This window comes from Mycolicibacterium chlorophenolicum (assembly GCF_001044235.1).
Lineage (GTDB): Bacteria > Actinomycetota > Actinomycetes > Mycobacteriales > Mycobacteriaceae > Mycobacterium > Mycobacterium chlorophenolicum.
In genome coordinates this window covers 267,711-293,004 of sequence record NZ_JYNL01000030.1, presented here as the reverse complement: position 1 = coordinate 293,004, position 25,294 = coordinate 267,711, and the positions used below count along the sequence as shown (strand labels likewise).

Here is a 25,294-nt window from a genome sequence, read left to right as displayed (position 1 = left end):
CGCATTCGTGACAGCCATTCTCGGAGCTGCTCCCGGTCGCGGCGAGCGTCGCAGACGAATTCGGTCGTGCATCAGATCGGCTGATAAAGCTGGTCAAGTGGAATTCTCATCCGATCTGATACACCGCAGTTCAGCTCACTGGTCCTGTGTCAGATCAAATGAGAACGGACATCCGCAGTTCAGCTCACAGGACCAGTGAGCTGAACTGCGGTGTATCAGATCGGCTGATAAAGCTGGTCAAGTGGAATTCTCATCCGATCTGATACACCGCAGTTCAGCTCACTGGTCCTGTGTCAGATCAAATGAGAACGGACAGCGCGACCCATGACGGCATAGCCTCACGGACTATGAGCGGCCCGAACACCACGCACTGGCCGAATCGCCCGCAACGGCCGTTCTGGTGGTTCAACGAATGGGGCCCGGGCATTCCGTTCGCAAGCCTCGATGACGAGCCGAGTCGGACGTGTTGCATCAGCAGCATCCAGCTGTCCAATCAGGGCGACGTTTCGTACTTCGACATCCTCATTCGTTACGACGGAAACACGGAGATCATCGCGCAGCTCCTGGTGCCGCAGGCGGCGACGTTGTCGATCGCCTATCCGACGCCACTGGTCGTCGGCGGCGGTCGATCGCCATGGCAACTCAGCTTCGGCCCAAGGGCCGCCCAGGGCCTTTTCCAATCGACGTTCGTCGGTTACGACGCGGATACCGCAGACGAATCGGCGGCTCCCAGCGCCGGCAGGAAGCCGCGCATCACCGGCGCCTGATACCAGGGCTGGATGTCGTGAGCATCGAGCGCCGCGGCCGCCACGTCCGTTCTCAGCACACGCCCAGCTTCGACAGCTGAGCATTCCGACCACGATGTCGAGTCACCGAAGTCGACCCGACGCGGGCCAGCCCTTTCTGGAACTGCGGTCCGTTCGCGGTGACCGCGATGTCGTCGGAGCGCCGAAGCTCCACAGGAACCCCTTCTCCCCCGCTGCCGTGTTCAATCAAAGTAACTGTGCTGCAGCATCATTGATCACCATTTGATTTCCGCCAAATGAGCTGAGGTTAATAGAGCACAAGCTGCAAATCCTTGTGGCCAATTGTCGTACAGATGCGGCCGCAGTCGATCGTGAGCGCATCGTCGAACGCAGTGCATCTGCTATGAACACGCTGGGAACAGGCAACTTTCGTTGATCCGGGCTGTCGGCCGAGTTAGGTTCGTCAACAAGATCAACGCCGACACAGCCTCACGGTGGCCCATGCACCTCCGTAGCTCGACGACGTCTCTCCCGCTACTCCTAAGGGGTTCCTCCATGTCCGGCCTCTCCCGCACAGTCACTCATTCGGCGCCATGGCGCGCGCCTCTGACAGCCGGCGTGACCGCTGGTCTCGCGGGGGCGGCGATGGCGTTCACCGGCGTGCTGTCGTTGGCGCCGCACGACTCGACGTCACCCGTCTCGTACGAGATCCGGCTCGCGTCGACCAGCCAGGACTGTCTCATGACGAGTGCGAATTGCCTCGGCCGCGCGGGCGGCACGACCCATCTCGCGGCCACATCGACGCCCGCCCTGCGGCCCATGATCGGGCCGAGCGGCTGGCTGATCGGTGACGGGGCGAGTGCCGCCGCGGACTGCGTCGGAACAGCCTGCAACGGGCAGAACGGCGGCTTTCTCGGAGGCAGCGGCGGCAACGGGGCCAACGGCGGTAGCGGCGGCAAGGCCGGCCTCTACTGGGGCAACGGCGGTGACGGCGGCAACGGTGTCGCGGGCGTGAACGGGGGCGCGGGCGGAGACGGCGGCGACGCCGGCTTCTTCGGTAACGGCGGCAAGGGTGGTACCGGTGCCGACATCACCAACTCCGCCGCAGACAATCCGGCCACCACCAGCGTCAACGAAGGCGACGCAACAGGGGGCGCCGGCGGTGCCGGTGGTAAGGGTGGCACGTTCACCGGTCAGGCCGGCGCGGGTGGCAAAGGTGGCAATGCCACCTCGGTGAACGGTAGCGCCCAAGGCGGCGCCGGCGGCCAAGGCGGCCTGAACCACTTCGCCGCGGGTATCGGCGGCCAGGGCGGCGACGGCGGAAACGCCACCAGCGGGACGCACGGCGCGGCCATCGGCGGCAAGGGCGGCGCCGGCGGCGAGTCGTCGGTGGGAGCTACCGGTGGCACCGGCGGCAAGGGTGGTACCGCCACCGCGGCCGGCGACTCCACCGCCACGGGCGGCAAGGGTGGCGACGGCGGTAGCGCCGGACAATCGGGTCAAGGCGGCAAGGCCGGCAACGGCGGCGACGCGTCGACAGGCGCCGGTTCGGCGACCGGCGGTGCGGGCGGTCACGGTGGCGACTCGACCGGCTTGACCGGCAAGGGCGGCGACGGCGGCAATGGCGGGAACGCGACCACGCCCGGCACGGCCAAGGCCGGGGCAGGCGGAATCGGCGGTGCCGGAGGAAAACTCGGACACAACGGAGCCAACGGAAAGCCGGGATCCGCCTCTCCTTAGGCTGCGATCACCGGACGGGTGCTGCGATGCCGGCGCCGTCGAGTTGGCCTACCAGGGCGTGAGGCCTACTATCTGCGTATGAATGCAGATAGCGGTGCATGCAGCCGCCGACTGCCCGAGGATCAGGTGAACCTGGTCGTCGAGGTGTTCCGGATGCTGGCCGACGCCACCCGCGTACAAGTGGTGTGGGCGCTGGTGGGTCGCGAGATGTCGGTCAACGATCTCGCCGCGCACATCGGCAAACCGGCATCGTCGGTGTCCCAACATCTGGCCAAACTGCGGATGGCGCGACTCGTCCGGACCCGCCGCGACGGGACCACCATCTTCTACAGCCTCGACAACGACCATGTCGGCCAGCTCGTCACCGACGCGGTGTTCAACGCCGAACATGCCGGACCGGATGTGCCCGGCCACCACCGCGACGCCGAGGAGTTGGCCAGCTTGCATCCGATCACGATCGATCCCAAGCGATCTCAGGGACGTCGCCCATGACGCACGAACACGCTGATCACCACGAGCACGCCCACGAGCACGATCACCCCACCGGTGTGCGCGCAGCGGTCAAGGAGATCTTCGCTCCGCACAGCCACGACCACTCCGACAGCATCGACGGGGCCCTCGAGTCGAGCGCCGCCGGCATCCGTGCGGTCAAGATCAGTCTCGTCGCGCTCGCCGCGACCGCCGTGGTGCAGGTGGCCATCGTCGCCATCTCGGGATCGGTGGCGCTGATGGCCGACACCATCCACAACTTCTCCGACGCGCTGACGTCGATCCCGCTGTGGATCGCGTTCGCGCTCGGGACCAAAGCCGCCACCCGCCGCTATACCTACGGATACGGTCGCGCCGAGGACCTGGCGGGGCTGTTCGTCATCGCGATGATCGCCCTTTCGGCGATCATCGCCGGCGTGGAATCCGTTCGCCGCCTGATCAACCCGGTTCCGATCGACAACATCGGGTGGGTCGCCGCGGCCGGGTTGGTCGGCTTCATCGGCAACGAACTCGTCGCGGTCTACCGCATCCGCGTCGGGCGCCGTATCGGCTCGGCCGCACTGGTCGCCGACGGACTGCACGCCCGCACCGACGGCTTCACGTCATTGGCCGTTCTGCTCGGCGCCGGCGGTGTCGCGCTGGGATACCCGCTGGCCGACCCCATCGTGGGCCTGCTCATCACCGCGGCGATCCTGGCAGTGCTGCGCACCGCGGTGCGCGACGTGTTCCGGCGGCTGCTGGATGCCGTCGACCCCGAGCTCGTCGACGCCGCCGAGACGGCCCTGGCCGCCGAACCCGGCGTGACTGCCGTGCGCAGCGTGAAGATGCGCTGGATCGGCCACCGCATCCACGCCGACGCCGAACTCGACATCGACCCGGCCACCAGCCTGGCCGACGCCCATCGGATCGCCCACGACGCCGAACACGCCCTCACCCATGCGGTGCCCAAACTCGCCAGCGCCCTCGTCCACGCCTACCCGTCGAGCGTTCACGGCGGACCGGACACGGAACGCCCCCTGCTGTAACCGCGTTCGCTCAGCGCCTACCGTGAACTCGTGTCCACACCGTCAACATCGCCCAGCTCGCCGCGCTTCGCCGATCGGGTCGCCATCGTCACCGGCGCCGGAGCCGAGGACGGAATCGGCGCAGCAGTCGCCCGACACTTGGTTCAGGAAGGCGCGCGGGTGGTCCTCGGCGCAACCTCAGAGCGAGTCCACGACCGCGCCTCGGAGTTGGGCGATTCGGCGATCGGCGTCGTCGGCGACCTCACCCGGGACGGCTCGGCGGAAGAGATCGTGCGGGCCGCGACAAGCCGGTGGGGCCGGCTGGACATCCTGGTCAACAACGCTGGTATGACGTCCGTGTCGGCCGGCTGGGATGCCGACGCTCACGTCGCCGACCTGTCGCTTGCCGAATGGAACCAAGCGATCGGACGCAACCTCACCACCGCGTTCGTCATGTGCAGAGCGGCCGTCCCGGAGATGGCGCGGCGCGGGTACGGGCGCATCGTGTCCGTCGGTTCCACCACCGGCACGGTGAATGCCATGCCCGGTCAATCGACCTACACGACCGCGAAAGCGGGGCTGGTCGGGCTGAGCCGATCTCTCGCACTCGAGGTCATCGGACGCGGGATCACGGTGAACGTCGTCGCACCCGGCTATGTCGCGACGGGTTCACAACTGCCGTTCGAAGCCGCAGCAGCGCAAGCCGGACCGATCGGGCGCAGCGCGACACCGGACGAGATCGCCTCGTGCGTCACCTTTCTCGCCCACGAGTCCGCATCCTTCGTCACCGGTTCCGTACTCGTGGTCGACGGCGGGCACAACTTGCCCGAAACGTGGGGAAACTCCTGAAAGCTACCGGCAGCAGTTCGGATCCAGCACCACGCACAGCGCCGCGACCGCGTCGGCGTGCGGTCGGTGAAACACGCTCATGCCCCGGCGTTCGGATTCCACCAGGCCGGCCCTCCGGAGCTGACTCAGGTGGTGACTCACCGTCGACTCGGTGACCTCCAGCGCCCGAGCGAGATCGCCGCTGTTCTGCTCCCCCTCGGTCGAACTGAACAGCAGCGACATCAGCTTGACCCGGACCGGATCGGCAAGCGCCTTGAGGCGCAACGCAATCTGCAACGCATCGGCATCGCTCATCGGCCCGGACGCCACGGGTGCGCAGCACACCGGGGCTGACATGTCGATCATCGGCAGAGCTTTCGGCACCCGACCAGTATGGCCGAGGATCTTGACTTAAGTCAAAAAGGTTGGCACGCTCACCGCAGGACTTGAATTCGACATAAGTCGCAGAGGTTCCCGGAAGGAGCACCCATGTCCCGCATCCAGCTCGCTCTCAACGTCGATGACCTCGACCAGGCCATCGCGTTCTACTCGAAGCTCTTCAACACGCCGCCGGCCAAGGTGAAAGAGGGGTACGCGAACTTCGCCGTCGCCGAACCACCGCTGAAACTGGTGCTGCTCGAAAATCCCGGCAGAGGCGGCACACTCAACCATCTCGGCGTCGAGGTCGAGTCCAGCGAGACGGTGCACGCGGAGATCGCCCGGCTCGCCGGCGAAGGCATGTTCACCGAAGAGGAGATCGGCACCACGTGCTGTTTCGCCACCCAGGACAAGGTCTGGGTGACCGGCCCCGGCGGTGAGAGGTGGGAGGTGTACACGGTGTTGGCAGATTCGGAGACCTTCGGCCGCAGCCCCGATCATCTCGAGCCCTCGGAAGGGAACACGCACGCCGCCGCCGACTGCTGCTGACCCGCGTTCACGACACGTTCGCTTGACGCCCGATTCGACATCCATCAATATCGACGCATGTCGAAGTCACTGCGGGAGGATGTGTGCGCGTACGCGCCCGTCGTGCGTGAACCCCTGTCGGCCGAGGCCGCGGCGGACGTCGCCGGCAAGCTCAAAGCGCTCGCCGACCCCGTTCGGTTACGCCTGTTCAGCCTCGTCGCCAGCCACGCCGGTGGCGAGGCTTGCGTCTGCGACATCTCGGCCGGCCTCGACGTCACCCAGCCGACGATTTCCCATCACCTCAAGGTCCTCAAAGAGGCCGGACTGCTGGCGGCCGAACGGCGCGCATCCTGGGTGTACTACTCCGTGGTCCCCCACACGCTGCGCTCTCTCGCCGCCGTCCTCGATGTTGTCGACGACGGAGCACTGACGTGACCGGTACGACTGCGGATTCTGCTGTGGTGGAGAAGCTTTCGCGTCTCGATCGGTTCCTGCCGGTGTGGATCGGCCTGGCGATGGCCGCCGGCCTACTGCTGGGTCGTCTGGTGCCGGGACTGAACACCGCGCTCGACGCGATCGAGATCGACGGAATCTCACTGCCCATCGCTCTCGGCCTCTTGATCATGATGTACCCGGTGCTCGCCAAGGTGCGCTACGACCGCCTCGACAGCGTCACCGGCGACCGCAGACTCCTGATCAGCTCGCTGCTGCTGAACTGGGTGGTCGGCCCGGCCCTGATGTTCTCGCTGGCGTGGCTGCTGCTGCCTGATCTACCCGAGTACCGCACCGGCCTGATCATCGTGGGTCTGGCGCGGTGCATCGCGATGGTGATCATCTGGAACGACCTGGCCTGCGGTGACCGCGAGGCGGCCGCGGTGCTGGTCGCCCTGAACTCGATCTTCCAGGTGCTAATGTTCGCCGTCCTCGGCTGGTTCTATCTGTCGGTGCTGCCCGGGTGGCTGGGCCTGGAACAGACGACCATCTCGACCTCGCCGTGGCAGATCGCCAAGTCCGTGCTGATCTTCCTCGGTATCCCACTCCTCGCCGGCTACCTGTCGCGGCGGCTGGGCGAGCGGACCAAGGGACGTCACTGGTATGAGACGACGTTCCTGCCCCGGATCGGCCCGTGGGCACTGTACGGACTGCTCTTCACCATCGTGATTCTCTTTGCGCTGCAGGGAGATCAGATCACCAGCCGGCCGTGGGACGTGGCACGCATCGCGCTCCCGCTGCTCGCCTACTTCGCCCTCATGTGGGGCGGCGGCTACCTGCTCGGCGCCGTGCTGCAGCTGGGCTATGAACGCACCACGACCCTCGCGTTCACCGCCGCAGGGAACAACTTCGAGCTCGCGATCGCGGTGGCCATCGCGACGTACGGGGCCACCTCCGGACAGGCGCTCGCCGGGGTCGTCGGACCGCTCATCGAAGTCCCGGTCCTCGTCGGCCTCGTCTACGTCTCGCTGGCGCTGCGGCACCGATTCACTCACCCAACGCCCGCAACACAGGAGTAGACCATGACCGACAGCCCGGTTTCGTTCAAGCGGCACATACGCCACGATCTGTCCATCGATCAGCAGCACGCACTGCTCACCGCCGCCACGCGTCTGCATCGCGACTTCGGCGAGACCTTCAGCGTGGATACCGTCGAACGGTTCCTGCATTCGGCGTATGACCAATTCGCCAGCCATGCAACCGTTTCCAACTTTCTCCCGCTGCTCGCCGAACGGTTCGCACGCCAGCACCTGCACGCGCTGGCCCGCGTAGAGGGCAAGATCACCGACGCGCGCCCCACCGTGCTCTTCCTGTGCACGCACAACGCCGGGCGATCTCAGATGGCGTTGGGCTTTTTCACGCACCTGGCCGGCGATGATGCCGTTGCATGGTCCGGCGGCTCGGAGCCGGGTGAGGCGATCAACCCGTCGGCGATCCAAGCCATGGCCGAAGTCGGAATCGACATCACCGGCGAGTTCCCCAAGCCCTGGACAGACGAGATCGTGCAAGCCGCCGATGTCGTGGTCACCATGGGGTGCGGGGACGCGTGTCCGATCTTTCCGGGCAAGCGTTACGAGAACTGGGACCTCCCCGATCCGGCTGGGCAGTCCGTCGACGCCGTCCGGCCGATCCGCGACGACATCGAGGAACGGGTGCGCCGACTTCTCGCCGAGCTCGGCGTCGATACCGCCCACCGGTGAACCTGACCGGACCCCGGCATGACACGATCGCGTAGGTGACCGTTGTCCTGGCCCTGCGATGCGCCGACGGCCTTGTGCTCGCCGCCGACTCCCAGATCACCGAGCCCGATCGAGGGCTGACGTACCCGGCGCAGAAACTGCACGGCCTGGGCAAGCACGCCGCCTGGGCCGGAAGCGGCTCGCGCGCAGTGCTCTACGACCTGGAGCAGATGTTCGACGCCCAACCCGAAACGATCGTCGAGGCGAGCGACGTCGGGCGGGCGCTGCAGGCGCGGGTGGTCCCGGTGTTGCAGCATCACTACGAGAACTTCATCGAGGACGTGCCGGGGCAGAAGACCAGCGGCGCCACGCCGGCGACGTATGTGCTCGCCGCCGGGTACTCCGACGACAAGCCCTTCATCGTCGACCTGGATCCGCACGGGCTGATCGGCCATTACGAGGACATCGGCTTCCAGGCCATCGGCAGCGGCGCGCCGATGGCCCAGCAGGCGCGTGCCCTGTTGTCGAACTTCCGCATGAACCAGCGGCCGGTGGAGTACGGCGTGATCGCGGCGCTGCGGGTGCTGCACGCGCTCGACGAGACGTCACCGACGGTCGGCGGCCCGATGGACATCTGCCGCATCACGCCGGACGGCGCCGATCACCTCTCCCCCGACGACATCGACGAGGCGGGCGCCCAGGTGCGGCGGTGGCGCGATCTGGAGCGGGAGACTCTCGACAGGCTCTTCGAGAGCTGACAGGAAGGAGGTTCGACGTCATGGGCACCACGCTGACCGATCCCCGCGTCGCCGCAGCTCTCGACCGGATGTACGGCGAGGCCGAGGAACAGATGGCGCAACTGCGTGGCGACAAGGGTGCCGACTTCGCCCGCCTCGCCGCGGCCACCGCCCAAGAGCGTGCGGACGCGATGAGCGACTTCTACCTGCCCGTGACGCCGGACGCCGGACGCCTGCTCTATGCGCTGGTGCGTGCCGCCAAGCCCGCGACGGTGGTCGAGTTCGGCATGTCGCTCGGCATCTCGGCCGTGCACCTGGCCGCGGCAGTGCGCGACAACGGCGGCGGGCGCGTCATCACGACCGAACTGAGCTCGGCCAAGGTCGCCGCCGCCACCGAGACATTCGTCGAGACCGGACTCGACGACGTCATCACCGTGTTGGCGGGCGATGCGCTCGAGACCCTGCCCACCCTCGAGGGTTCGGTGGATTTCGTGCTCCTCGACGGATGGAAGGAGCTGTACGGTCCCGTCCTCGACCTGCTGGAGCCCCGGCTGTCATCGGGTGCGCTCGTGGTTGCGGACAACACGTCGATGCCGGATTTGGCGCCGTACCTCGATCGCGTCCGCGATCCGGTGAGCGGCTACGTCAGCGTGAGCTTCCCCGTGCGCGGCGGCGACAGTATGGAGATCAGTTGCCGTACCGGCTGAGGTGTCGTGCGGCCCGCCCGGCGAAGTACTCGGCCCACGACGTGACGTTCGGGTTGGCCTTCAGCAGTGCGCGGCGCTGCCTCTCCGTCAGCCCACCCCACACGCCGAACTCCAGCCGGTTGTCGAGGGCTTCCGCGGCGCACTCCCTGATGACGGGACAGCGGCGGCAGATCAGAACGGCCTGCCTCTGCGCGGCACCTCGGACGAAGAGTTCGTCGGGGTCGGTGTCCCGGCACCGCGCCTGCGACACCCACTGCTGACGGGCTTCGTCCACGATCGTCATCTGCTCATCCCCCCGTGTCACGGCGTCATCGGGCGGGCCGACGCGCGGTGCCCCATTCCCCCTCGATGGGGCACCGCTCTGTCCACGACTCACCGCAAACGACGTTAGTGAGGAATGGCGACGCGTCGTCAGTACCCAAGTACTTCATTCGCAAGGACCTTCGTCACGCATCGATCGCGTCGGCACGGGATGGTCGCTTGTGACGGCACGGCCGGGCGGCATAGCGTCGTCGCATGCCGGACTGGGAGATCAGCGTCGGCGGCCCGGACGATATCGATGCGCTGGGACCGTTGTGGGTGGCGGTGCATCATCGCCACGTCGAGAGCATGCCTGAGCTGGCGCCGTACGTGACGGACGCCGAGACGTGGCGCGTCCGCCGCGCCCTGTATGAGCGCTTGCTCGACGAGCCCGACACACTGCTGCTGCTCGCATCGAGCGGTGACACGCTGGTCGGCTACGGACTGGCCTACCCGATGCCCGTCGACGACAGCTGGATCGCCGACACGTGGGTGACCGGACCACGCGTCGGAGAGATCGAATCGCTGAGCGTGTTGCCGGCTTTCCGCGGCAGCGGACTGGGTTCTGAGTTGCTGCGACGGCTGGAGCAACACCTGGAGGCGGTCGGCGCCCCGGACATCGTTCTGGGCGCGCTGGCCGGCAACGACGACGCCCTGCGGCTCTATCAGCGACGCGGGTACCGACCGACGTGGCTGTACCTCTCCAAGTTCACCGGTCGCTGAGCGCATAGGAGAATGGCCTCACCGCCACCTCGATCGGAGACACTGTTGGCCCTCCCCGACGCCCACTTCTACCGGACCGCCGACGGCACCGGGCTTCCGCACGACCCGTTCAACGCCATCATCGGTCCTCGGCCGATCGGCTGGATCTCGACGCTGAGCGCCGACGGGGTGCGCAATCTCGCGCCCTACAGCTTCTTCAACGGGTTCAACTACCGCCCACCGGTGATCGGGTTCTCCTCCATCGGCTGGAAGGACAGCGTCGCCAACACCGATGCCACAGGCGAGTTCGTGTGGAATCTCGCGACCCGGCACTTGGCCGCCGCGATGAACGAGACCGCGGCGATGGTCGACACCGACGTCGACGAGTACGACCTGGGCAGCCTGACCCCCGTCGATTCGGTCGCGGTCGCGCCGCCGCGCGTACTGGAGAGTCCGGTCAATTTCGAGTGCCGGCTGTCCCAGCTGATTCAGCTTCGCGATGCGGCCGGTGCGGAGATCGACACCTGGCTGGTGCTCGGCGAGGTCGTCGCCGTCCACATCGATCGCCACTGGCTGGTCGACGGTGTCTACGACACCGCCGGACCCCGGCCCATCCTGCGTGCAGGCGGGCCCGCGGGTTACTTCGAGATCGCCCCCGACGCCGGCTTCGAGATGTCGCGGCCCGACTGACGGCCGCACGCGATCGGTTCTCGCGCCGATCGCCTGCGCGCGCCGTGAGGTTGCGGCACACTCTCGGCTGCGGGGTGTGGCCCGAAGTGGAGGTACACCACGATGAGCACCGCCATTCCCCCGCTCGATCTCGCCTGGCTGCTGATGGAGACGCCCGGCGGCACGACGCACGTCGGAGCGATGCTGCTGTTCCAGAAGCCGCCCGGCCGGCGCGGTCTCGTCGCCCAGGTGGTGGCGGACTACCGCAGCCGCAAACCGCTGCCCCCGTTCACCTATGTGCCCGAGATCCTCGGCACGGGCATCCCGCATTTCCGCGAAGCGCCCACCTGGGATCCGCACTACCACGTGCAGCATCTGTCGCTGCCGGCCGGCAGTTCCTACGACGACCTGCTGCGCCTCGTCGCCGACCTGCACGAGCCGATGCTGGACCGCAACCGGCCACTGTGGCGGTGCTGGATCATCGACGGGGTCCCCGGCGGCCGCTTCGCGATCTACACCAAGACCCACCACAGCATCATCGACGGCGTGTCCGGCCTGAAGCGACTCTATGACGGCCTGAGCCTGTCCCCCGGCGACACCATCCCTGCGCCCGCGTTCGCGCTGCCCGGCCCGGCGCCGATTTCCTCATCACCCCCACCCGCGTTGCGACGGCTCACCGATGCCGTCCACGGCGTGCTCACCCAGGTCGGCGCGGTCAAGCAGATCTCCTGGGGCGCAGCGCGCAAGGCGCTCAGTGCGGCGCTCGGCACCCACGTCGAAGGCAGTCTGCCGTTCGTCGCCGGCCGCGCCCCGACCAACGCACCGCTGCGGCAGGCGCGTGGTTTCGCCACCCTGTCGCTGCCGCTCGAGGAGATGCACCAGATCGCCCACCACCACGGCGCCACGCTCAACGATGTCGCGGCCGCCGTGATCGACCACGGTCTACACGCCTACCTGCGCGAGACGGATCAGGCGTACGCGCACGAGTTGATCGCCATGTGTCCGGTGTCGCTGCGCGGGGACGGCGACACCACCGTGGGCACCAAGGTGTCGGCGATGTTCGTCCGCCTCGGGCAGCCGGAGGCCGCGATGGAAGACCGTCTGCGTCAGGTGGCCCACTCGGTCGCCACGGCCAAGAGGGAACTGGGCGGCCTGTCGCCGGACGCGGCGATGACCTATGCCGTCGCGCTGGTCGCGCTCGCCGGTGCCGGCGCATCGACCCACCTCGACCGAGTGGGCCACCCGGCGTGCAATCTGGTCATCTCGAATGTGCCGGGCAGCAACGACATCCAGTATCTCAACGGCGCGACACTCACCGGCATCTTCCCGGTGTCGGCGCTGGCCGCCGCCATCGGCTTGAACGTGACGCTGAGTTCGTATCGCGATCACATGGACTTCGGTTTCGTGGCGAACAGCGCCGCGATCAGCGATGTGCCTGCACTCGCCGAACACACCCGCGCGGCCTATGGAGAGTTGAAGGTCGCGGACCGAGTCTGAGGGATCAGCCCTGGCTGCGGTTCCACTCGATCCAGCCGATCCCCGTCCGGCCGTCGGCGGTGGTCACGGTCCCCCAGGCGCGCGGGAACCGGCTCAGGCGCCCGTCGGGAGACGTCAGCAGCACGGGCGCGTGCCCGACGACGGTGATCGTCGCGCCGAGATCACCGTAGAACACCTCGGCGGAGATGGGTAACTCGTTGTCCCACGCGGTTTCCCGCGCGTCGACCGTCGACAGTTCGAGCAGCGGCTCGCCCCCCCGCTGCTCGTAGCCGACCGACAACGGCGGCGCCCCCGGGATCCGGATGTCGACCCCGTGCAGGTGCGTCCCGTCGTCGAGGTGCAGCGCACTCCACACCCAGTCCATGCTCCACCAGTCGCGCGAGGCCCACGAATGGTCGCGCTGGCCGGCCACATCGGTGAAGGCATACGACTGGCCGTTCGCGGTCACCGTGCCCGAGACCCGGCACGGGATCTCGTAGCGCGGCGACACCCGGTACTGGAACGGGGTGCCGACGGTCGTCCACGTCAGATCCATCGTGAGTTCCACCGGCCGTCCGGCCTCACCGCGCAGCAGGGCCGCCGGATCGTCGTGCGCCTCCCCGCGTCCCCGCAGCGAAACACGGTATACCGCAAGGGGTTCGACGACATCCATGGCGAGCTCGCCGACGTCGGACCGCACCAGCGTGTGGTCCTCCGGCAGCGGAGCCTCGAAATCGAGCACCGCGATCGTCGGCATGTCCGGCCCGCACAGCAGCCCGTTGATCCAGGCGTGCCCCTGATTCGGGATGACTCCCAGGCGGATCCAGCCACCGACACGCTGGGCGGGGTCGGCGAAGTCGAAATACCAGCTCTCGCTCCACAGCGGTTCGTCGGTCGGGGCGTGACGGCCTTCGTCGGACGGCTCGGGCTGCAACGGCTCGGGTGTCGACGGCTCCGGCAGCAGCGCCAGCGCGTCGGTGTCGAGCACATGCTGGCAGTGTCGGGCGATCATCGCCATGAACATCTCGTCACCGCGCTCAGTTCGTTCGACGAGCATCGGCGACACGATCGCCATCAGCACACCGAAGAAGCTCTGCCGCCGCACACCCTCGCGGACCTCGTCGAGGGTGACGCCGGAACCGGAACCCAGCGCTTCGTGATAGGCGGCGAGCAACTCGTCGTAGCGGGCCCGACGTTCCTCGGTCGGCAGCGCGCACCCCAGGAAGTAGGCGACGTCGGTGAACGCCGGCCCCCAGGTGACGGTCTGCCAGTCCACCACGGTGAGCGGCCGATCGGCGCCGTCCTGCCCGAAGAGCATGTTGTCCAGCCGGTAGTCACCGTGCACCAGTCCGCGTCGGCCGCCGGCCGCGTCCTCTGCGGCGTAGGCATCGAAGGCGGCGACGAACCGCTCGCACACCTCGCGGTGTTCCGGCGCCACCTGGTCGCGGTAGCGGTCGATGAAGCCGGCATACAGGGCGCTCATCAACCCCTGATTGACCGGCGACTCCCGGTTGATCCACGCGGCGTGCGCCAGCGCCTCGTCGCCGAGCAGCGGGCCGTGTACGAGCCCGAGCTGACGCAGCGCCAGCACCGCCTGTTCGGCAGTGGCACCGCGGATCTCGTCACCGACGGCCGCCGGCGCCGCGTCGTCGAGCAGCAGATCGAAGACGCCGGTCGCGGGATCATAGGCCGCGTGGTGGCAGGGCGCGACGGGGCCCACGAGCCCCGGCGCGATGTCGGTGTAGAAGCGGACCTCGCGCTCGTAGAGCCCCATCGCCAGGCCGGTCTGCCGGCTGCTCGGGTCGGCGGCCGCCACCTTCAGCACCACCGACGCCGGCCCCGATGCGCCGTCGGCGTAGGTGAGGGTGACGCGGTAGCACTCGCTCATCTGGCCGGTCCCGATGCGGGCGACGCTGAACTCGTCGACCGTGCCATGACCCAGCGCGGCGGTGAGCCACTCGGCGGTCAGATCGGCGGGACGTTCGATGAGCGGCGGACGCGGCGAGGACATTCGGCCAATGTAGAGCAGCGGGCGCGACCTGACGGGCACATCCGGCAAGAAAATTGACAGCCGTCAACTGGTCGTGACACGCCATCAACGACCAAGATGGACTGATGACCGACGCTCAGATTTCACTCGCTTGGCCGGAGCTCCCGCTGGCCGACTGGCAGGACACCCGCGACACCGTGCACCTGTGGACCCAGATCGTCGGCAAAGTGCGCATGGCGGCGAGCGTCCACCTCAACCACTGGTGGGAGGTGCCGCTCTACGTCAATGCCAGTGGCCTCACCACCTCACTCATCCCTTACGCGCCGCGCGCGTTCGAGGTGACGTTCGACTTCATCGAGCATCGCCTGCACATCCGCGTCACCGACGGCACGCACCGGTCCATGGCCCTCGAACCGCGGTCTGTGGCGGACTTCTACGCCGAGTTCCGGCGTCTGCTGGCCGAACTCGATCTCGACATCCCGATCGTCGGCACGCCGGTCGAGCTGCCCGACGTGATCCCGTTCGCCGAGGACACCGCCCATGCGAGCTACGACCCGCAGGCGATGAACGCCTTCTGGCGCTCGCTGGTCAGCGCGCATCGGGTGTTCACTGCCTTCCGCGCCGACTTCCGCGGCAAGGTCAGTCCGGTGCACTTCTTCTGGGGCGCCTTCGACCTGGCGGTCACCCGGTTCTCCGGCCGGGGCGCACCTGTGCATCCCGGCGGCGTGCCGAACTGCCCCGACTCGGTGATGGTCGACGCCTACAGCGACGAGGTGTCCAGCGCGGGGTACTGGCCGGGTGGCGCCGACGAGGGCGTCTTCTACTCGTACGCCTATCCCCAGCCTGCCGGGTTCGAGCAGTGGGACGTGGCGCCGGACGCGGCGTACTTCGACACCGATCTGGGCGAGTACGTGCTGCCCTACCGCGCCGTGCGGACGGCCGCCGATCCCGACGCCATGCTCCTGACCTTCCTGCGCTCGACGGCCGAGGCCGCCCGCACGCTGGCGCAATGGCCCGATCAGGTCCCCGACCCCACCTGACTGCCGCCGTCGTTGACAGGCAAGTAATCACTTGCCTATGGTCGTGGGGTGGGCGACGTCTTCAAGGCCTTGGCCGACCCCACGCGGCGCACCATCCTCGACGAACTGGCCGAGCGCGACGGTCAGACGCTCTTCGAGATCCGCGCCCGCCTGACGACGCGGCACGGGCTGGGGTCGTCCCGTCAGGCGATCTCACAGCACCTGGACGTGCTCGAAGCGGCGGGGCTCGTCGAGACCCGGCGCGACGGCAAGTACAAGTTCCACTACCTCAATACCGCTCCGCTGCAAGAGATCACGGCGCGGTGGCTCACCGACCGGGGAGGACAGTCATGAGAATCACCCTGACGAGCGTGCTCGTCGACGACCAGGACAAAGCGCTGCGCTTTTACACCGACGTGCTCGGCTTCCGCCCCAAGCACGACGTCCCGATGGGATCGCACCGGTGGATCACCGTCGTCTCCGCGGACAGCCCCGACGGCGTCGAGCTCGTGCTCGAACCCGACGAACATCCCGCCGCCCGACCGTTCAAGGAGGCGCTGGTGGCCGACGGCATCCCGTTCACCGCCTTCGACGTCGACGACGTGGCGGCCGAATACGACCGTCTTCGCGCACTCGGCGTGCGCTTCACCCAGCAGCCCACCGACATGGGGCCGGTCACCACGGCGGTGCTCGACGACACGTGTGGCAATCTGATCCAGATCCAGCACGTCAGCGGGTGAGGCGCGCGGGCCGAACGGGTATAGAGCGCGTCGTGAGACCGGAGGGTAGATGAAGGTACTGATCACCGGCGGCACCGGCTTCGTCGGCGCATGGACCGCCAAGGCCGTGCAGGATGCCGGGCACGACGTGCGCTTCCTGGTGCGCAACGCGGGCCGACTGAGCACCAGCGCCGAGAAGATCGGCGTCGACATCGGCGATCACGTGCTCGGCGATATCGCCGACGCGCAGAGCACCGCGGCTGCGCTGGACGGCTGCGACGCCGTGATCCACTGCGCGGCAATGGTGTCCACCGATCCCAACCGCGCCGACGAGATGCTGCACACCAATCTCGAAGGTGCCCGCAACGTGCTCGGCGCTGCCGTCGCAGCCGGCATCGACCCGATCGTGCACGTCTCCAGCTTCACCGCTCTGTTCCGTCCGGACCTCGAGATACTGCACGCCGATCTGCCGGTGGTCGGCGGCAGCGACGGCTACGGGCGGTCGAAGGCGGCGGTCGAGGCGTACGCACGCGGCCTGCAGGACGCCGGCGCACCGGTGAACATCACCTATCCCGGCATGGTTCTCGGCCCGCCCGCCGGCGACCAGTTCGGCGAGGCCGCCGAGGGCGTGGAGGCATCGGTGAAGATGCGCAGCGTGCCCGGCCGCGGGGCCGGTTGGATCGTCATCGACGTCCGCGACCTGGCCGCACTGCACGTCGCGCTCCTCGAGCCCGGCCACGGACCCCGACGCTATATGGCCGGCGGACAACGTGTTTCGGTGGATCAGCTGGCCCAGATGATCGGCACCGCGGCGAACCGCACGCTCACGGCGGTCCCGGTGCCCGATGTGGCGCTGCGCAGCGTCGGTCGGGTCTTCGACGTCGTGGGACCGTTCCTTCCCTTCGAGACGCCGATCAACTCCGCGGCGATGCAGTACTACACGCAGATGCCGGCCTCCGATGACGCGCCGAGCGCTCGGGACTTCGGTCTGCACTGGCGCGACCCGGCCGAGACGATCGCGGACACCGTCGAGGGGCTGCGCGAGGTGGGCCGGCTCTAATCGCGGCGCAGTACGCCGTGGCACACCAGGTCGGCCAGGTGTGTGGCCGCGCGATCGAGGTCGGTCACCTTGCGGACGCACACGGCGTACCAGGCCGCTCCGGCGATCGCGTCCATCACGGTGTCGGCGTCCACCCCGGACCGGGCGTCGGCGGCGTCAGCCAGCTGCGCCGCCAGTTGCCGGCGCGCCGCGGCCTCCAACCGGTCGTTGAGCAGCCTGCGCATCGCAGGCTCCATCCGCAGATCGTGGAGTAGTCCCGGAACTGCTTCGCGCACAACAGGATCGGCGTACATCACCAGCGCCCCACGGCACAGCCGGGCGATCTCCGCCGTCAGGTCGTCCTCGCACGGGTCGGGGCCCAGGCCGGGGAAGGCCGCCTCGTGAATGAGGTGGGCCTTGGTGCGCCACCGCCGATAGATCGCCGGACGGCTGACCTTGGCTGTGGCCGCGATCAGGTCGATCGACGTGCCCGCGTAACCGCGGGTGACCAACAGCGTGCGGGCGGCGTCGAGGACGGCGTCGTTGATCGTCGGGTCGCGGCGCGAGCCGTGGTGCCGACGCCGGGGAGGCGATGCTCTGTCCACGAATGCGGCCCCTTCCGGGCGGATTGTCGATACAGTCTGTCACAACAACGGCGGAGCGGGGTCGGAGTCGATGGCGGGAACGCGAAGAGAGTTGGCCGGGGTCGGCGAGGACGGGCTGCACCTGTACACGTGTCCGCTCTGTGAGGCCATGTGCGGGTTGGAGATTCGTGTCGAGCAGGGGCACGTCGCCGGTGTCCGCCCGAACCGGCAGGACGTGTGGAGTCACGGCCACATCTGCCCCAAGGGAGCATCGCTGGGCGCCGTGCACGAGGACCCCGACCGCATCCGGCGGCCGATGGTCAAGGTCGACGGCCAGTGGCAGGAGGTCGACTGGGACACCGCCTTCCGGCGCTGCACGGAGCTGCTGGCGCCGGTCATCGAGAAGTACGGGATCGGCGCCGTCACCGCGTACACCGGAAACCCGCTCGCCCACTCGTTCTCCCTGGCGCGCTACGCCGGCATCCTGCTCGGACTCTCCGGCATGCCGATGACCTACTCGCCGGGCACCGTCGACCAGTGGCCGAAGAACCTGTCCTCGCACCTGATGTACGGCGGCTGGTGGAGCTTCCCGGTGCCCGACGTCGAACGCACCGACCTGCTGGTCATCATGGGCGCCAATCCCGCCGCGTCGCAGGGATCGCTGCTGGCCGCCCCGGATGTGATGGGCCTGATCGGCGCCGTTCGGCAGCGTGGCCGGGTGATCGTGGTCGACCCGGTCCGCACGGCCACCGCGGAGCGGGCCGACGAGTGGCTGCCCATCACGCCGGGCACCGACGCCGCGCTACTGCTCGCCGTCGCCCACACCCTGTTCGACGAGAAGCTGGTCGACCTCGGGACGGTGGCGCCGCAACTCGACGGTGTCGACACCCTCGGCGAGGTCGTCGCCGACTGGCCGCCCGAGCGGGTGGCCGAGGTGACGGGCATCGGCGCCGAACGCATCCGGGAACTCGCTCGCGAACTCGCGGCGACGCCCCGCGCCGTCGTCTACGGCCGGATCGGCACCTGCAACCAGGAATTCGGCAGCCTCGCGAGCTGGCTCGTCGACGTGGTGAACGTCCTCACCGGCCACTTCGACGTACCGGGCGGCGCGATGTTCCCCACCGCCGCCGCGTGGTCGGTCACGGTGCAACCCATCCCGGGACTCGAAGACGGCGTCGCCGACTTCGGCCGGTACCGCACCCGGGTACGCGGCGCCAAAGAGGTGCTCGGCCAGGTTCCGGTGTCCTGCCTGGCCGAGGAGATCGCCACACCGGGCGAGGGGCAGATCAAGGCGCTGATCACGGTCGCCGGTAATCCGGTGCTGTCCACTCCGGCAGGCCATCGGCTCGACGAGGCGCTCGACGAACTCGAGGCGATGATCTCGATCGACCTGTGGCTCAACGAGACAACGCGCCACGCCGATGTGATCCTGCCCGGCCCCTCCCCCCTCGAGCAGCCCCACCACGACGACCTCATCCTGCACTTTGCCGTCAACAGCGTCGCGAACTACTCGCCGCCGGTGTTCGCCAGACCCGACCCGGACGCGCCGGACGAGTGGGAGATCCTGGTCCGGTTGACCGGGCTGTGCACCGGGACACCGGCCGAGGACGTCGACGTCGCCGCGATCGACGACGGCTTCTTCGACTATCTGTGCTTCACGCAGGGCCTCGACGGCGCCACGGTGCGTGCCCTGTACGACCACGGTGGCCCGGAACGCACGCTGGACCTCACACTGCGCACCGGTCCGTTCGGCGACCGATACGGCGATGATCCCGACGGCCTGACGCTGGACAAGTTGCGGCAGCATCCCGACGGCATCAATTTCGGGCCGATGGTGCCGCGCGTGCCCGAGGTGCTCGGGACCAGTGACGGCAAGATCCGGCTGGCTCCGCCGTACCTGCTCGAGGACCTGCCGCGGCTGGCGCGGCGTCTCACCCGGGCACCTGAGGACCTCGTCCTGGTGAGCCGACGTCACCTGCGCTCCAACAACTCCTGGCTGCACAACGTCGCACCGTTGATGAAGGGGCGCGATCGCTGCACGCTGCTGATGCACCGCGAGGACGCCACCCGCCGCGGCATCGCCGACGGCGACCGGGTCACGGTCACCTCGTCGGGCGGCTGCATCGAGGTCCCGGTCGAGGTGACCGAGGCGATCAAACCGGGCGTGGTGTCGATGCCGCACGGCTGGGGCCACGGCAAGGCCGGCACCCGGCTGGGCATCGCCAACGGCTCCCCCGGTGTCAACACCAACGTGCTCTCCCCGCCGGATTTCCTCGACGAACCCTCGGGCAACGGCGCCCTCAACGGAATCCCGGTCGAGGTCAGGCCGGCGAGCTGACCAGCCGCAGCCGCAATGCCGCGGCCGTGGCCGGCCCGACGATCCCGTCCACCTCCAAACCCGTTGAACGGCGCTGGAATTCGCGGACCGCAGCCTCGGTATCGGGTCCGAAGACGCCGTCGATGGCGAGGTCGCCGGCGTAGGCCGCGTAGGCGTATCTGAGGCGGCGCTGAAGTTCGGCGACCTGCGGGCCCGTCGAACCCCGCTGCAGCAGCACGCCGACGTAGTCGTCGTCGGGCGCCGGCCGGGGCGTGGCGATGCGCACCGCGATGTCGCGTCGCAGAGTCCCCATGTCGATCGCGCCGGGATCCCACTTGCCCTGGGCACGGCCGGCGTACTCCTTGTGCCCGATGGTGCGGCTCGCGGGCCGGCCGAGCCGCCGGCACAGTGCCGCACAACTGCCGACCAGCGCGGCGTACTGCTCGTCGGGCCAGTTCCGGCGGTGCGGCGCCCACGGACTGGTCCCGCTGTTCGCGCACTCGATCCCGAGGGTGTGCCAGTTGCCCGTGTTGGCCGGCAGCCACGAGAAGCTCCCGGCGCCGGCATGCCACGCCACCCCCGCGGCCACCACCGTGACGGTGCCGTCCCGGGCGACGTGCAGCTGCGAGAGCGGTCCGGGCAGATCAGGACGGCCCACCGCGATCGATTCCGCGGTGGCCGAGTCGGACCCGGTGTGATGGACCATCACCCCGCGAATGTCGGAGAACGCGCCGTGGCCGCGCTGACGCCAGCCCGGCAGCTCGACGACCTCGAGCCCCTCGGCCCGCAGCACGTCAGCGAGCCAGACAGAGTCACCGCGCCCCACACCCGGCATGCGGCAACACCTCCGATTCTCGTTGCGGTCGGTCCCCATGCAATCACGGCGAGCCGACGTTTATCCGCCGCAGCTGCGGGTAACGCGATTCGGTGACGACAGAACCCGAGGACATCGACAGCACGCCGGTCGTCGCGCGCGACACGCCTGCGTCCCGGCACGACGTCTGGGCGGTGATCGCCGACGGGTGGACGTACTCGCAGTGGGTGGTGGGCAACAGCCGGATGCGGGCCGTCGATGCCGACTGGCCTGCGCCGGGTAGCACCATCCACCATTCCATCGGCATCTGGCCGCTGGTGCTCAACGACAGCACCGTGGTCGAATCCTGCACGCCCGAAAGCGAACTCGTCCTCATCGCCAACGGCCGCCCTTTTGGCAAGGCAAGGATCACCCTGCGCCTGCAGGACCTCGACGGGGGCGGATGCCGGATCGAGATGGCCGAGGTCCCGGTGTCGCCGCCGCTGAACTGGCTGCCCAAACAGGTGGCGCTGGCGGCCGCGTTCCCCCGCAATCGGGAGACGACATGGCGGTTGGCGGCGATGGCCGAGCGACGCACCCGCGATGACCGCTGAGCTGTCGCGGTCGGAGACCGCCGACGCGGTGGTCATCGGCGCCGGTCACAACGGACTGGTCGCGGCGGCGCTGCTCGCCGACGCGGGGTGGGACGTCGTGGTGCTCGAGGCGCAGAGCGCGCCCGGCGGCGCGGTCAAGAGCGCCGAACTGGTCCCGGGCTACGTCAGCGATCTCTACAGCGCGTTCTACCCCCTGTCGGTCGCCTCGCCGGCGCTGCAGCACCTGCAGCTCGAGGACCACGGATTGCGCTGGAGCCACGCACCCGCCGTCGTGGGGCATGCCCGCAGCGCCGACGATGACGACGCCCCGGTGCTGTACCGCGACATCGAGCGCACCGCAGCCGAATTCGATCGCCGTCATCCCGGTGACGGGGATCGCTGGATCGCCGCGTTCGAGCAGTATCAGCGCATCAAGAAGCCGCTGCTGGAGACGTTGTTCGCCCCGTTCCCGCCGGTGCGCGGCCCGGCGGGGCTGTTGCGCCGGCTCGGCGCGGCCGACGCGCTGCGTCTGGCGCAGTTGCTGTTGCTGCCGGCCGGGGAACTGGCACGGCAGCTCTTCGACGGCGAGGCGGCGCAACTACTGCTGCTGGGCAATGCCATGCACGCCGACGTGCCCGTCGACGCTCCCGGCAGCGGCGTCATGGGCTACCTGTTGGTGATGCTGGGCCAGGACGGCGGCTTCCCGGTCCCTGTCGGCGGGGCGGGCGCCCTGACCGCTGCGCTGGTGCGCCGGGCCGAGGCGGCCGGCGCCCGCGTGGAGTGCGGACGCGAAATCGACAGCATCGACGTGCGCGGCCACCGGGCCACCGCGGTGAACCTGACCGACGGCGCCGTCGTGCGGTGCCGGCGCGCCGTCATCGCCGACACGTCCGCCCCCCAGCTGTACCAGCGGTTGCTGCCGCCCGACGTCCTGCCGTCGGGACCACACCGCGACCTGGACCGCTTCGTCTGGGACACCCCGGTGCTGAAGATCAACTATGCCCTGGACGCACCCATCCCCTGGCGGTCGCCCAGCCTCGCCGGCGCCGGCACGGTGCACCTGGGCGCCGACCACGACGGGCTGATCCGCTGGATGGCCGACCTCAACACCGGCACCGTGCCGTCGGCACCGTTCCTGCTCTTCGGCCAGATGACCACGGCCGACCCCAGTCGCTCCCCCGCCGGCACGGAGAGCGCCTGGGCGTACACGCATCTGCCGCGCGGCCGCAGCGACGACCGCTCCGCCGATCAACTGGCCGAGGCGGTCGACGCGGTGCTCGAGCAGCACGCCCCGGGATTCACCGGCCATCTCGTCGGCAAGGTGATCCAACGGCCGTCCGACCTCGAACACAGCGACGCCAACCTGCACGCCGGCGCCGTCAACGGCGGGACGTCACAGTTGTTCCAGCAGTTGGTGTTCCGACCGATGCCGGGCCAGGGTGGTCCGCGGACGCCGCTGGACAACGTGTTCCTCGGCAGCGCCGGAGCGCCGCCCGGCGGCGGTGTGCACGGCATCTGCGGCCGCAACGCCGCCCGGGCGGCACTGTCGGCCGACGGTCCGTTGGGCTGGCCCCGCCGCCGGCTCAACCGGGCGGCGTCGCGGCTGCTCGTCGGCTGAGGGTCCTGCTACCCGGGTGATCGGCGGCTTCGCTACGGTCATCACATGCATCCGTTCCGCCAGGCCGTCGAGGCCCGCGACGCAGCCGCCATCGAGGCACTGCTCGCCGACGACGTCGTGTTCACCAGTCCGGTCGCGTTCAAGCCCTATGCGGGCAAGCCGATCACCGCGGCCATCCTGCGCGCCGTGATGCGGGTGTTCGAGGACTTCCGCTACATCCGCGAGATCGGCGACGACGACAGCCGTGACCACGCGCTCGTCTTCGAGGCGACGGTCGCCGGCAAGTTGGTCACCGGCTGCGACTTCCTCCACGTCGACGACGACGGCCTGATCGACGACTTCATGGTGATGGTGCGACCGCTCTCGGCCGCCACCGCGCTGGCCGACGCCATGGGCGCTCAATTCGACCGCATTCAGCGGGAGGCCCTGCAGGCCGGCTCCGCTCCGGCCTGAGCGGTGCTGCCCTCGGACAACCACGTCCACTCGAGGTGGTCGTGGGACACGGCGAGCGCGTCGACCATGGAGGCGGAATGCCGGCGCGCGGTCGAACTCGGCATCCCGGCGGTGGCGTTCACCGAACACGTCGACTTCACCGACTGGGGCGCGCGAGACACTCCTCCGGCGGGGATGGCGATCGGGATGCGGCGCGGCGTGGCGCCCCTCGACGTCGAGGGCTATCTCGCCGACATCGCACGCTGCCGGGACATGTTCCCGACCCTGCGCATCCTGTCGGGCATCGAGGCGGGCGAACCGCACTGGTTCAGCGAGAGCGTCGCCTCAGTGCTGGCGGCCGGTGAGTTCGACCGGGTGCTGGGCAGCCTGCACGGTATCCCGGTGGCGGGGACCCTCGAAGGGATCGACAGGCGCCTGTTCGCCCGCCACGATCCCCACGAGTTGGTCAACCGCTACTTCTCCGACATGGTGGCGTTGATCGAGCAGTCGTCCGTGTTCACCGTGCTCGCCCACTGCGACTATCCGCGCCGCTACTGGCCCGCCGACCGCGCGGGCGCCTACCGGGAAGCCGATTTCGAGGAGCACTACCGCACGGTGTTCCGCGCGCTCGCCGCGTCCGGGCGGGCGCTCGAGATCAACACCAAATCGCCTCTGGCATCGGTCGATCTGGTGCGGTGGTGGTGGCAGGAGGGCGGTGCGGCGGTGTCCTTCGGCAGCGACGCCCACGAGCCCGGGAACATCGGACGCCGTTTCGGCGTCGCGGTCGACATCGTCGAGGCCGCCGGTTTCCGGCCCGGCCGCGACCGATTCGACTTCTGGCGTCGCTAGGCCCTGAGGAACTCCAACAGGTCGGCGTTGATGACGTCGGCATGTGTGGTCGGCATGCCATGCGGAAAGCCCTTGTACGTCTTCAGGATTCCGTTCGGCAGCAACTCGGCCGACAGCGGACCGGCATCGGCATAGGGCACGATCTGATCGTCGTCGCCGTGCATCACCAGGACGGGCAGCGAGATCTTCTTGAGGTCCTCGGTGAAATCGGTCTGGGAGAACGCCACCACACCGTCGTAGTGCGCCTTGGCCCCGCCCATCATGCCCTGCCGCCACCAGTTCGCGATGACGCCCTCGACCGGTTCGACGCCGTCGCGGTTGAAGCCGTAGAACGGCCCCTCGGGGACCGCGCGGTAGAACGCCGACCGGTTGGTCGCGACCTGTGTCTGGAAGTCGTCGAACACCGATTTGGGCAGTCCGCCCGGATTGGTCTCGGTCTGCACCATCAGCGGCGGCACCGCCGCGATCAGCGCGGCCTTCGCGGCACGCTCCTCGCCGTGGCGTGCCAGGTAACGCACCACCTCGCCGCCACCGGTGGAGTGCCCCACATGCACGGCGTCACGCAGGTCGAGGTGTTCGACGACGGCGGCGAGGTCGTCGGCGTAGTGGTCCATGTCGTGGCCGTCGGCGACCTGCTCCGACCGGCCGTGCCCCCGCCGGTCGTGCGCGACCACCCGGTAGCCCTGCCCGAGGAAGAACATCAGCTGGGCGTCCCAGTCGTCCGCCGACAGCGGCCAGCCGTGGCTGAACACGATCGGCTGTCCTGAACCCCAGTCCTTGTAATAGATCTCGACGCCATCGCTGGTGGTGATTGTCGGCATGGGAGGAAAACTACTCCGCAACCGCGGGGCCGACCACCTGGCCGC

At 68.7% G+C, this 25,294-nt stretch carries 29 protein-coding genes; 23 read left to right on the top strand and 6 right to left on the bottom strand.

The window, feature by feature from the left end; genetic code table 11:
* Nucleotides 1-347 precede the first annotated feature (347 nt).
* From MCHLDSM_RS16080 to MCHLDSM_RS16060, 5 genes are all read left to right on the top strand, one after another.
* Complete coding sequence (locus tag MCHLDSM_RS16080) at nt 348-767, top strand: hypothetical protein (protein ID WP_048470993.1); 420 nt, start codon at nt 348-350, stop codon at nt 765-767.
* Between the two features lie 597 nt (nt 768-1,364).
* Nucleotides 1,365-2,486 carry a hypothetical protein gene (locus tag MCHLDSM_RS16075; protein ID WP_201780381.1) on the top strand — a complete coding sequence of 374 codons (1,122 nt, stop codon included), beginning with the start codon at nt 1,365-1,367 and terminating at the stop codon, nt 2,484-2,486.
* 78 nt (nt 2,487-2,564) lie between these two features.
* Nucleotides 2,565-2,978, top strand: coding sequence for an ArsR/SmtB family transcription factor (locus tag MCHLDSM_RS16070; RefSeq protein ID WP_048470991.1), 414 nt, complete (start codon nt 2,565-2,567; stop codon nt 2,976-2,978).
* A complete protein-coding gene (locus MCHLDSM_RS16065; RefSeq protein ID WP_048470990.1) occupies nt 2,975-4,000 on the top strand; it encodes a cation diffusion facilitator family transporter in 1,026 nt (341 codons plus the stop codon). The genes MCHLDSM_RS16070 and MCHLDSM_RS16065 overlap by 4 nt, the downstream gene beginning before the upstream one ends.
* Nucleotides 4,001-4,030: 30 nt before the next feature.
* Nucleotides 4,031-4,828 (top strand): SDR family NAD(P)-dependent oxidoreductase, encoded by a 798-nt coding sequence (locus MCHLDSM_RS16060; RefSeq protein WP_048470989.1) that lies wholly within the window; start codon nt 4,031-4,033, stop codon nt 4,826-4,828.
* 3 nt (nt 4,829-4,831) lie between these two features.
* On the opposite strand, the gene MCHLDSM_RS16055 is transcribed toward MCHLDSM_RS16060, so the two are convergent.
* A complete protein-coding gene (locus MCHLDSM_RS16055; RefSeq protein WP_048470988.1) occupies nt 4,832-5,191 on the bottom strand; it encodes an Rv2640c family ArsR-like transcriptional regulator in 360 nt (119 codons plus the stop codon).
* A 105-nt stretch (nt 5,192-5,296) separates the two neighbouring features.
* Between MCHLDSM_RS16055 and MCHLDSM_RS16050 the strand changes: the two genes are divergently transcribed.
* Genes MCHLDSM_RS16050 through MCHLDSM_RS16025 form a run of 6 tightly spaced genes read left to right on the top strand, consistent with a single transcriptional unit; the run spans nt 5,297 to nt 9,328 of the window.
* Nucleotides 5,297-5,734: an ArsI/CadI family heavy metal resistance metalloenzyme gene (locus MCHLDSM_RS16050; RefSeq protein ID WP_048470987.1), complete on the top strand. Its 438-nt coding sequence runs from the start codon at nt 5,297-5,299 to the stop codon at nt 5,732-5,734.
* A gap of 57 nt (nt 5,735-5,791) precedes the next feature.
* Nucleotides 5,792-6,148 carry an ArsR/SmtB family transcription factor gene (locus MCHLDSM_RS16045; protein ID WP_048470986.1) on the top strand — a complete coding sequence of 119 codons (357 nt, stop codon included), beginning with the start codon at nt 5,792-5,794 and terminating at the stop codon, nt 6,146-6,148.
* The gene (gene arsB / locus MCHLDSM_RS16040; protein ID WP_048470985.1) at nt 6,145-7,224 is read left to right on the top strand and encodes an ACR3 family arsenite efflux transporter; all 1,080 of its coding nucleotides are present in this window, start codon (nt 6,145-6,147) and stop codon (nt 7,222-7,224) included. The genes MCHLDSM_RS16045 and arsB overlap by 4 nt, the downstream gene beginning before the upstream one ends.
* A gap of 3 nt (nt 7,225-7,227) precedes the next feature.
* Nucleotides 7,228-7,905 (top strand): arsenate reductase ArsC, encoded by a 678-nt coding sequence (locus MCHLDSM_RS16035; RefSeq protein WP_048470984.1) that lies wholly within the window; start codon nt 7,228-7,230, stop codon nt 7,903-7,905.
* 35 nt (nt 7,906-7,940) lie between these two features.
* Nucleotides 7,941-8,642: an Ntn hydrolase family protein gene (locus MCHLDSM_RS16030; protein ID WP_048470983.1), complete on the top strand. Its 702-nt coding sequence runs from the start codon at nt 7,941-7,943 to the stop codon at nt 8,640-8,642.
* Nucleotides 8,643-8,662: 20 nt separating this feature from the next.
* Nucleotides 8,663-9,328: an O-methyltransferase gene (locus MCHLDSM_RS16025; RefSeq protein ID WP_048470982.1), complete on the top strand. Its 666-nt coding sequence runs from the start codon at nt 8,663-8,665 to the stop codon at nt 9,326-9,328.
* Here the strand turns inward: MCHLDSM_RS16025 and MCHLDSM_RS16020 are convergent.
* Nucleotides 9,309-9,611 (bottom strand): WhiB family transcriptional regulator, encoded by a 303-nt coding sequence (locus MCHLDSM_RS16020; RefSeq protein ID WP_082168906.1) that lies wholly within the window; start codon nt 9,609-9,611, stop codon nt 9,309-9,311. The genes MCHLDSM_RS16025 and MCHLDSM_RS16020 overlap by 20 nt on opposite strands.
* 233 nt (nt 9,612-9,844) lie before the next feature.
* Here MCHLDSM_RS16020 and MCHLDSM_RS16015 point away from each other — a divergent pair, with 233 nt between their 5' ends.
* The 3 genes from MCHLDSM_RS16015 (at nt 9,845) to MCHLDSM_RS16005 (ending at nt 12,496) form a co-directional block, all read left to right on the top strand.
* Nucleotides 9,845-10,351, top strand: coding sequence for a GNAT family N-acetyltransferase (locus MCHLDSM_RS16015; RefSeq protein ID WP_048470980.1), 507 nt, complete (start codon nt 9,845-9,847; stop codon nt 10,349-10,351).
* Between the two features lie 45 nt (nt 10,352-10,396).
* Nucleotides 10,397-11,020, top strand: coding sequence for a flavin reductase family protein (locus MCHLDSM_RS16010; RefSeq protein ID WP_234713994.1), 624 nt, complete (start codon nt 10,397-10,399; stop codon nt 11,018-11,020).
* 102 nt (nt 11,021-11,122) lie between these two features.
* On the top strand, nt 11,123-12,496 hold the full coding sequence (locus MCHLDSM_RS16005; protein ID WP_048470978.1) for a wax ester/triacylglycerol synthase family O-acyltransferase: 1,374 nt from the start codon (nt 11,123-11,125) through the stop codon (nt 12,494-12,496).
* Nucleotides 12,497-12,500: 4 nt separating this feature from the next.
* Here the strand turns inward: MCHLDSM_RS16005 and MCHLDSM_RS16000 are convergent, their stop codons facing one another.
* Entirely contained in the window at nt 12,501-14,486 is a 1,986-nt protein-coding gene (locus tag MCHLDSM_RS16000; RefSeq protein WP_048470977.1) for a DUF7064 domain-containing protein, read from the bottom strand.
* Between the two features lie 104 nt (nt 14,487-14,590).
* On the opposite strand from MCHLDSM_RS16000, the gene MCHLDSM_RS15995 reads away from it, so the two are divergent.
* From MCHLDSM_RS15995 to MCHLDSM_RS15980, 4 genes are read left to right on the top strand one after another with little or no spacing between them, the layout of a single operon-like run.
* Complete coding sequence (locus MCHLDSM_RS15995; RefSeq protein WP_048470976.1) at nt 14,591-15,505, top strand: DUF5996 family protein; 915 nt, start codon at nt 14,591-14,593, stop codon at nt 15,503-15,505.
* 48 nt (nt 15,506-15,553) lie between these two features.
* The gene (locus MCHLDSM_RS15990; RefSeq protein WP_048470975.1) at nt 15,554-15,838 is read left to right on the top strand and encodes an ArsR/SmtB family transcription factor; all 285 of its coding nucleotides are present in this window, start codon (nt 15,554-15,556) and stop codon (nt 15,836-15,838) included.
* Nucleotides 15,835-16,224 (top strand): VOC family protein, encoded by a 390-nt coding sequence (locus MCHLDSM_RS15985; protein WP_048470974.1) that lies wholly within the window; start codon nt 15,835-15,837, stop codon nt 16,222-16,224. The genes MCHLDSM_RS15990 and MCHLDSM_RS15985 overlap by 4 nt, the downstream gene beginning before the upstream one ends.
* Nucleotides 16,225-16,273: 49 nt before the next feature.
* A complete protein-coding gene (locus MCHLDSM_RS15980; protein WP_048470973.1) occupies nt 16,274-17,263 on the top strand; it encodes an SDR family NAD(P)-dependent oxidoreductase in 990 nt (329 codons plus the stop codon).
* Here the strand turns inward: MCHLDSM_RS15980 and MCHLDSM_RS15975 are convergent.
* Complete coding sequence (locus MCHLDSM_RS15975; RefSeq protein WP_048470972.1) at nt 17,260-17,847, bottom strand: TetR/AcrR family transcriptional regulator; 588 nt, start codon at nt 17,845-17,847, stop codon at nt 17,260-17,262. The two genes, MCHLDSM_RS15980 and MCHLDSM_RS15975, sit on opposite strands and share 4 nt — an antisense overlap.
* Before the next feature lie 70 nt (nt 17,848-17,917).
* Here MCHLDSM_RS15975 and MCHLDSM_RS15970 point away from each other — a divergent pair, with 70 nt between their 5' ends.
* Nucleotides 17,918-20,164 (top strand): molybdopterin-dependent oxidoreductase, encoded by a 2,247-nt coding sequence (locus MCHLDSM_RS15970; protein WP_048470971.1) that lies wholly within the window; start codon nt 17,918-17,920, stop codon nt 20,162-20,164.
* Here MCHLDSM_RS15970 and MCHLDSM_RS15965 read toward each other — a convergent pair.
* On the bottom strand, nt 20,148-20,978 hold the full coding sequence (locus MCHLDSM_RS15965; protein ID WP_048470970.1) for a peptidoglycan recognition protein family protein: 831 nt from the start codon (nt 20,976-20,978) through the stop codon (nt 20,148-20,150). The two genes, MCHLDSM_RS15970 and MCHLDSM_RS15965, sit on opposite strands and share 17 nt — an antisense overlap.
* A gap of 92 nt (nt 20,979-21,070) precedes the next feature.
* Between MCHLDSM_RS15965 and MCHLDSM_RS15960 the strand changes: the two genes are divergently transcribed.
* Genes MCHLDSM_RS15960 through MCHLDSM_RS15945 form a run of 4 tightly spaced genes read left to right on the top strand, consistent with a single transcriptional unit; the run spans nt 21,071 to nt 24,428 of the window.
* Nucleotides 21,071-21,550, top strand: coding sequence for an SRPBCC family protein (locus tag MCHLDSM_RS15960; protein ID WP_048470969.1), 480 nt, complete (start codon nt 21,071-21,073; stop codon nt 21,548-21,550).
* A complete protein-coding gene (locus tag MCHLDSM_RS15955; protein WP_234713993.1) occupies nt 21,540-23,147 on the top strand; it encodes a phytoene desaturase family protein in 1,608 nt (535 codons plus the stop codon). Before MCHLDSM_RS15960 ends, MCHLDSM_RS15955 begins: the two co-directional genes overlap by 11 nt.
* 45 nt (nt 23,148-23,192) lie before the next feature.
* Complete coding sequence (locus tag MCHLDSM_RS15950) at nt 23,193-23,600, top strand: nuclear transport factor 2 family protein (protein ID WP_048470968.1); 408 nt, start codon at nt 23,193-23,195, stop codon at nt 23,598-23,600.
* 3 nt (nt 23,601-23,603) lie between these two features.
* On the top strand, nt 23,604-24,428 hold the full coding sequence (locus tag MCHLDSM_RS15945) for a PHP domain-containing protein (RefSeq protein ID WP_048470967.1): 825 nt from the start codon (nt 23,604-23,606) through the stop codon (nt 24,426-24,428).
* Here MCHLDSM_RS15945 and MCHLDSM_RS15940 read toward each other — a convergent pair.
* Nucleotides 24,425-25,249, bottom strand: a complete 825-nt coding sequence (locus MCHLDSM_RS15940; RefSeq protein ID WP_048470966.1) for an alpha/beta fold hydrolase — start codon at nt 25,247-25,249, stop codon at nt 24,425-24,427. The two genes, MCHLDSM_RS15945 and MCHLDSM_RS15940, sit on opposite strands and share 4 nt — an antisense overlap.
* Nucleotides 25,250-25,294: the final 45 nt, after the last annotated feature.

Bases quoted from the DNA above. Each gene is read 5' to 3' on its own strand.
- MCHLDSM_RS16080 (WP_048470993.1), top strand. From the start codon at position 348: ATGAGCGGCCCGAACACCACGCACTGGCCGAATCGCCCGCAACGGCCG.
- MCHLDSM_RS16070 (WP_048470991.1), top strand. From the start codon at position 2,565: ATGAATGCAGATAGCGGTGCATGCAGCCGCCGACTGCCCGAGGATCAG.
- MCHLDSM_RS16065 (WP_048470990.1), top strand. From the start codon at position 2,975: ATGACGCACGAACACGCTGATCACCACGAGCACGCCCACGAGCACGAT.
- MCHLDSM_RS16050 (WP_048470987.1), top strand. From the start codon at position 5,297: ATGTCCCGCATCCAGCTCGCTCTCAACGTCGATGACCTCGACCAGGCC.
- MCHLDSM_RS16045 (WP_048470986.1), top strand. From the start codon at position 5,792: ATGTCGAAGTCACTGCGGGAGGATGTGTGCGCGTACGCGCCCGTCGTG.
- MCHLDSM_RS16035 (WP_048470984.1), top strand. From the start codon at position 7,228: ATGACCGACAGCCCGGTTTCGTTCAAGCGGCACATACGCCACGATCTG.
- MCHLDSM_RS16025 (WP_048470982.1), top strand. From the start codon at position 8,663: ATGGGCACCACGCTGACCGATCCCCGCGTCGCCGCAGCTCTCGACCGG.
- MCHLDSM_RS16020 (WP_082168906.1), bottom strand. From the start codon at position 9,611: ATGACGATCGTGGACGAAGCCCGTCAGCAGTGGGTGTCGCAGGCGCGG.
- MCHLDSM_RS16015 (WP_048470980.1), top strand. From the start codon at position 9,845: ATGCCGGACTGGGAGATCAGCGTCGGCGGCCCGGACGATATCGATGCG.
- MCHLDSM_RS16005 (WP_048470978.1), top strand. From the start codon at position 11,123: ATGAGCACCGCCATTCCCCCGCTCGATCTCGCCTGGCTGCTGATGGAG.
- MCHLDSM_RS16000 (WP_048470977.1), bottom strand. From the start codon at position 14,486: ATGTCCTCGCCGCGTCCGCCGCTCATCGAACGTCCCGCCGATCTGACC.
- MCHLDSM_RS15995 (WP_048470976.1), top strand. From the start codon at position 14,591: ATGACCGACGCTCAGATTTCACTCGCTTGGCCGGAGCTCCCGCTGGCC.
- MCHLDSM_RS15985 (WP_048470974.1), top strand. From the start codon at position 15,835: ATGAGAATCACCCTGACGAGCGTGCTCGTCGACGACCAGGACAAAGCG.
- MCHLDSM_RS15980 (WP_048470973.1), top strand. From the start codon at position 16,274: ATGAAGGTACTGATCACCGGCGGCACCGGCTTCGTCGGCGCATGGACC.
- MCHLDSM_RS15970 (WP_048470971.1), top strand. From the start codon at position 17,918: ATGGCGGGAACGCGAAGAGAGTTGGCCGGGGTCGGCGAGGACGGGCTG.
- MCHLDSM_RS15965 (WP_048470970.1), bottom strand. From the start codon at position 20,978: ATGCCGGGTGTGGGGCGCGGTGACTCTGTCTGGCTCGCTGACGTGCTG.
- MCHLDSM_RS15955 (WP_234713993.1), top strand. From the start codon at position 21,540: ATGACCGCTGAGCTGTCGCGGTCGGAGACCGCCGACGCGGTGGTCATC.
- MCHLDSM_RS15950 (WP_048470968.1), top strand. From the start codon at position 23,193: ATGCATCCGTTCCGCCAGGCCGTCGAGGCCCGCGACGCAGCCGCCATC.
- MCHLDSM_RS15940 (WP_048470966.1), bottom strand. From the start codon at position 25,249: ATGCCGACAATCACCACCAGCGATGGCGTCGAGATCTATTACAAGGAC.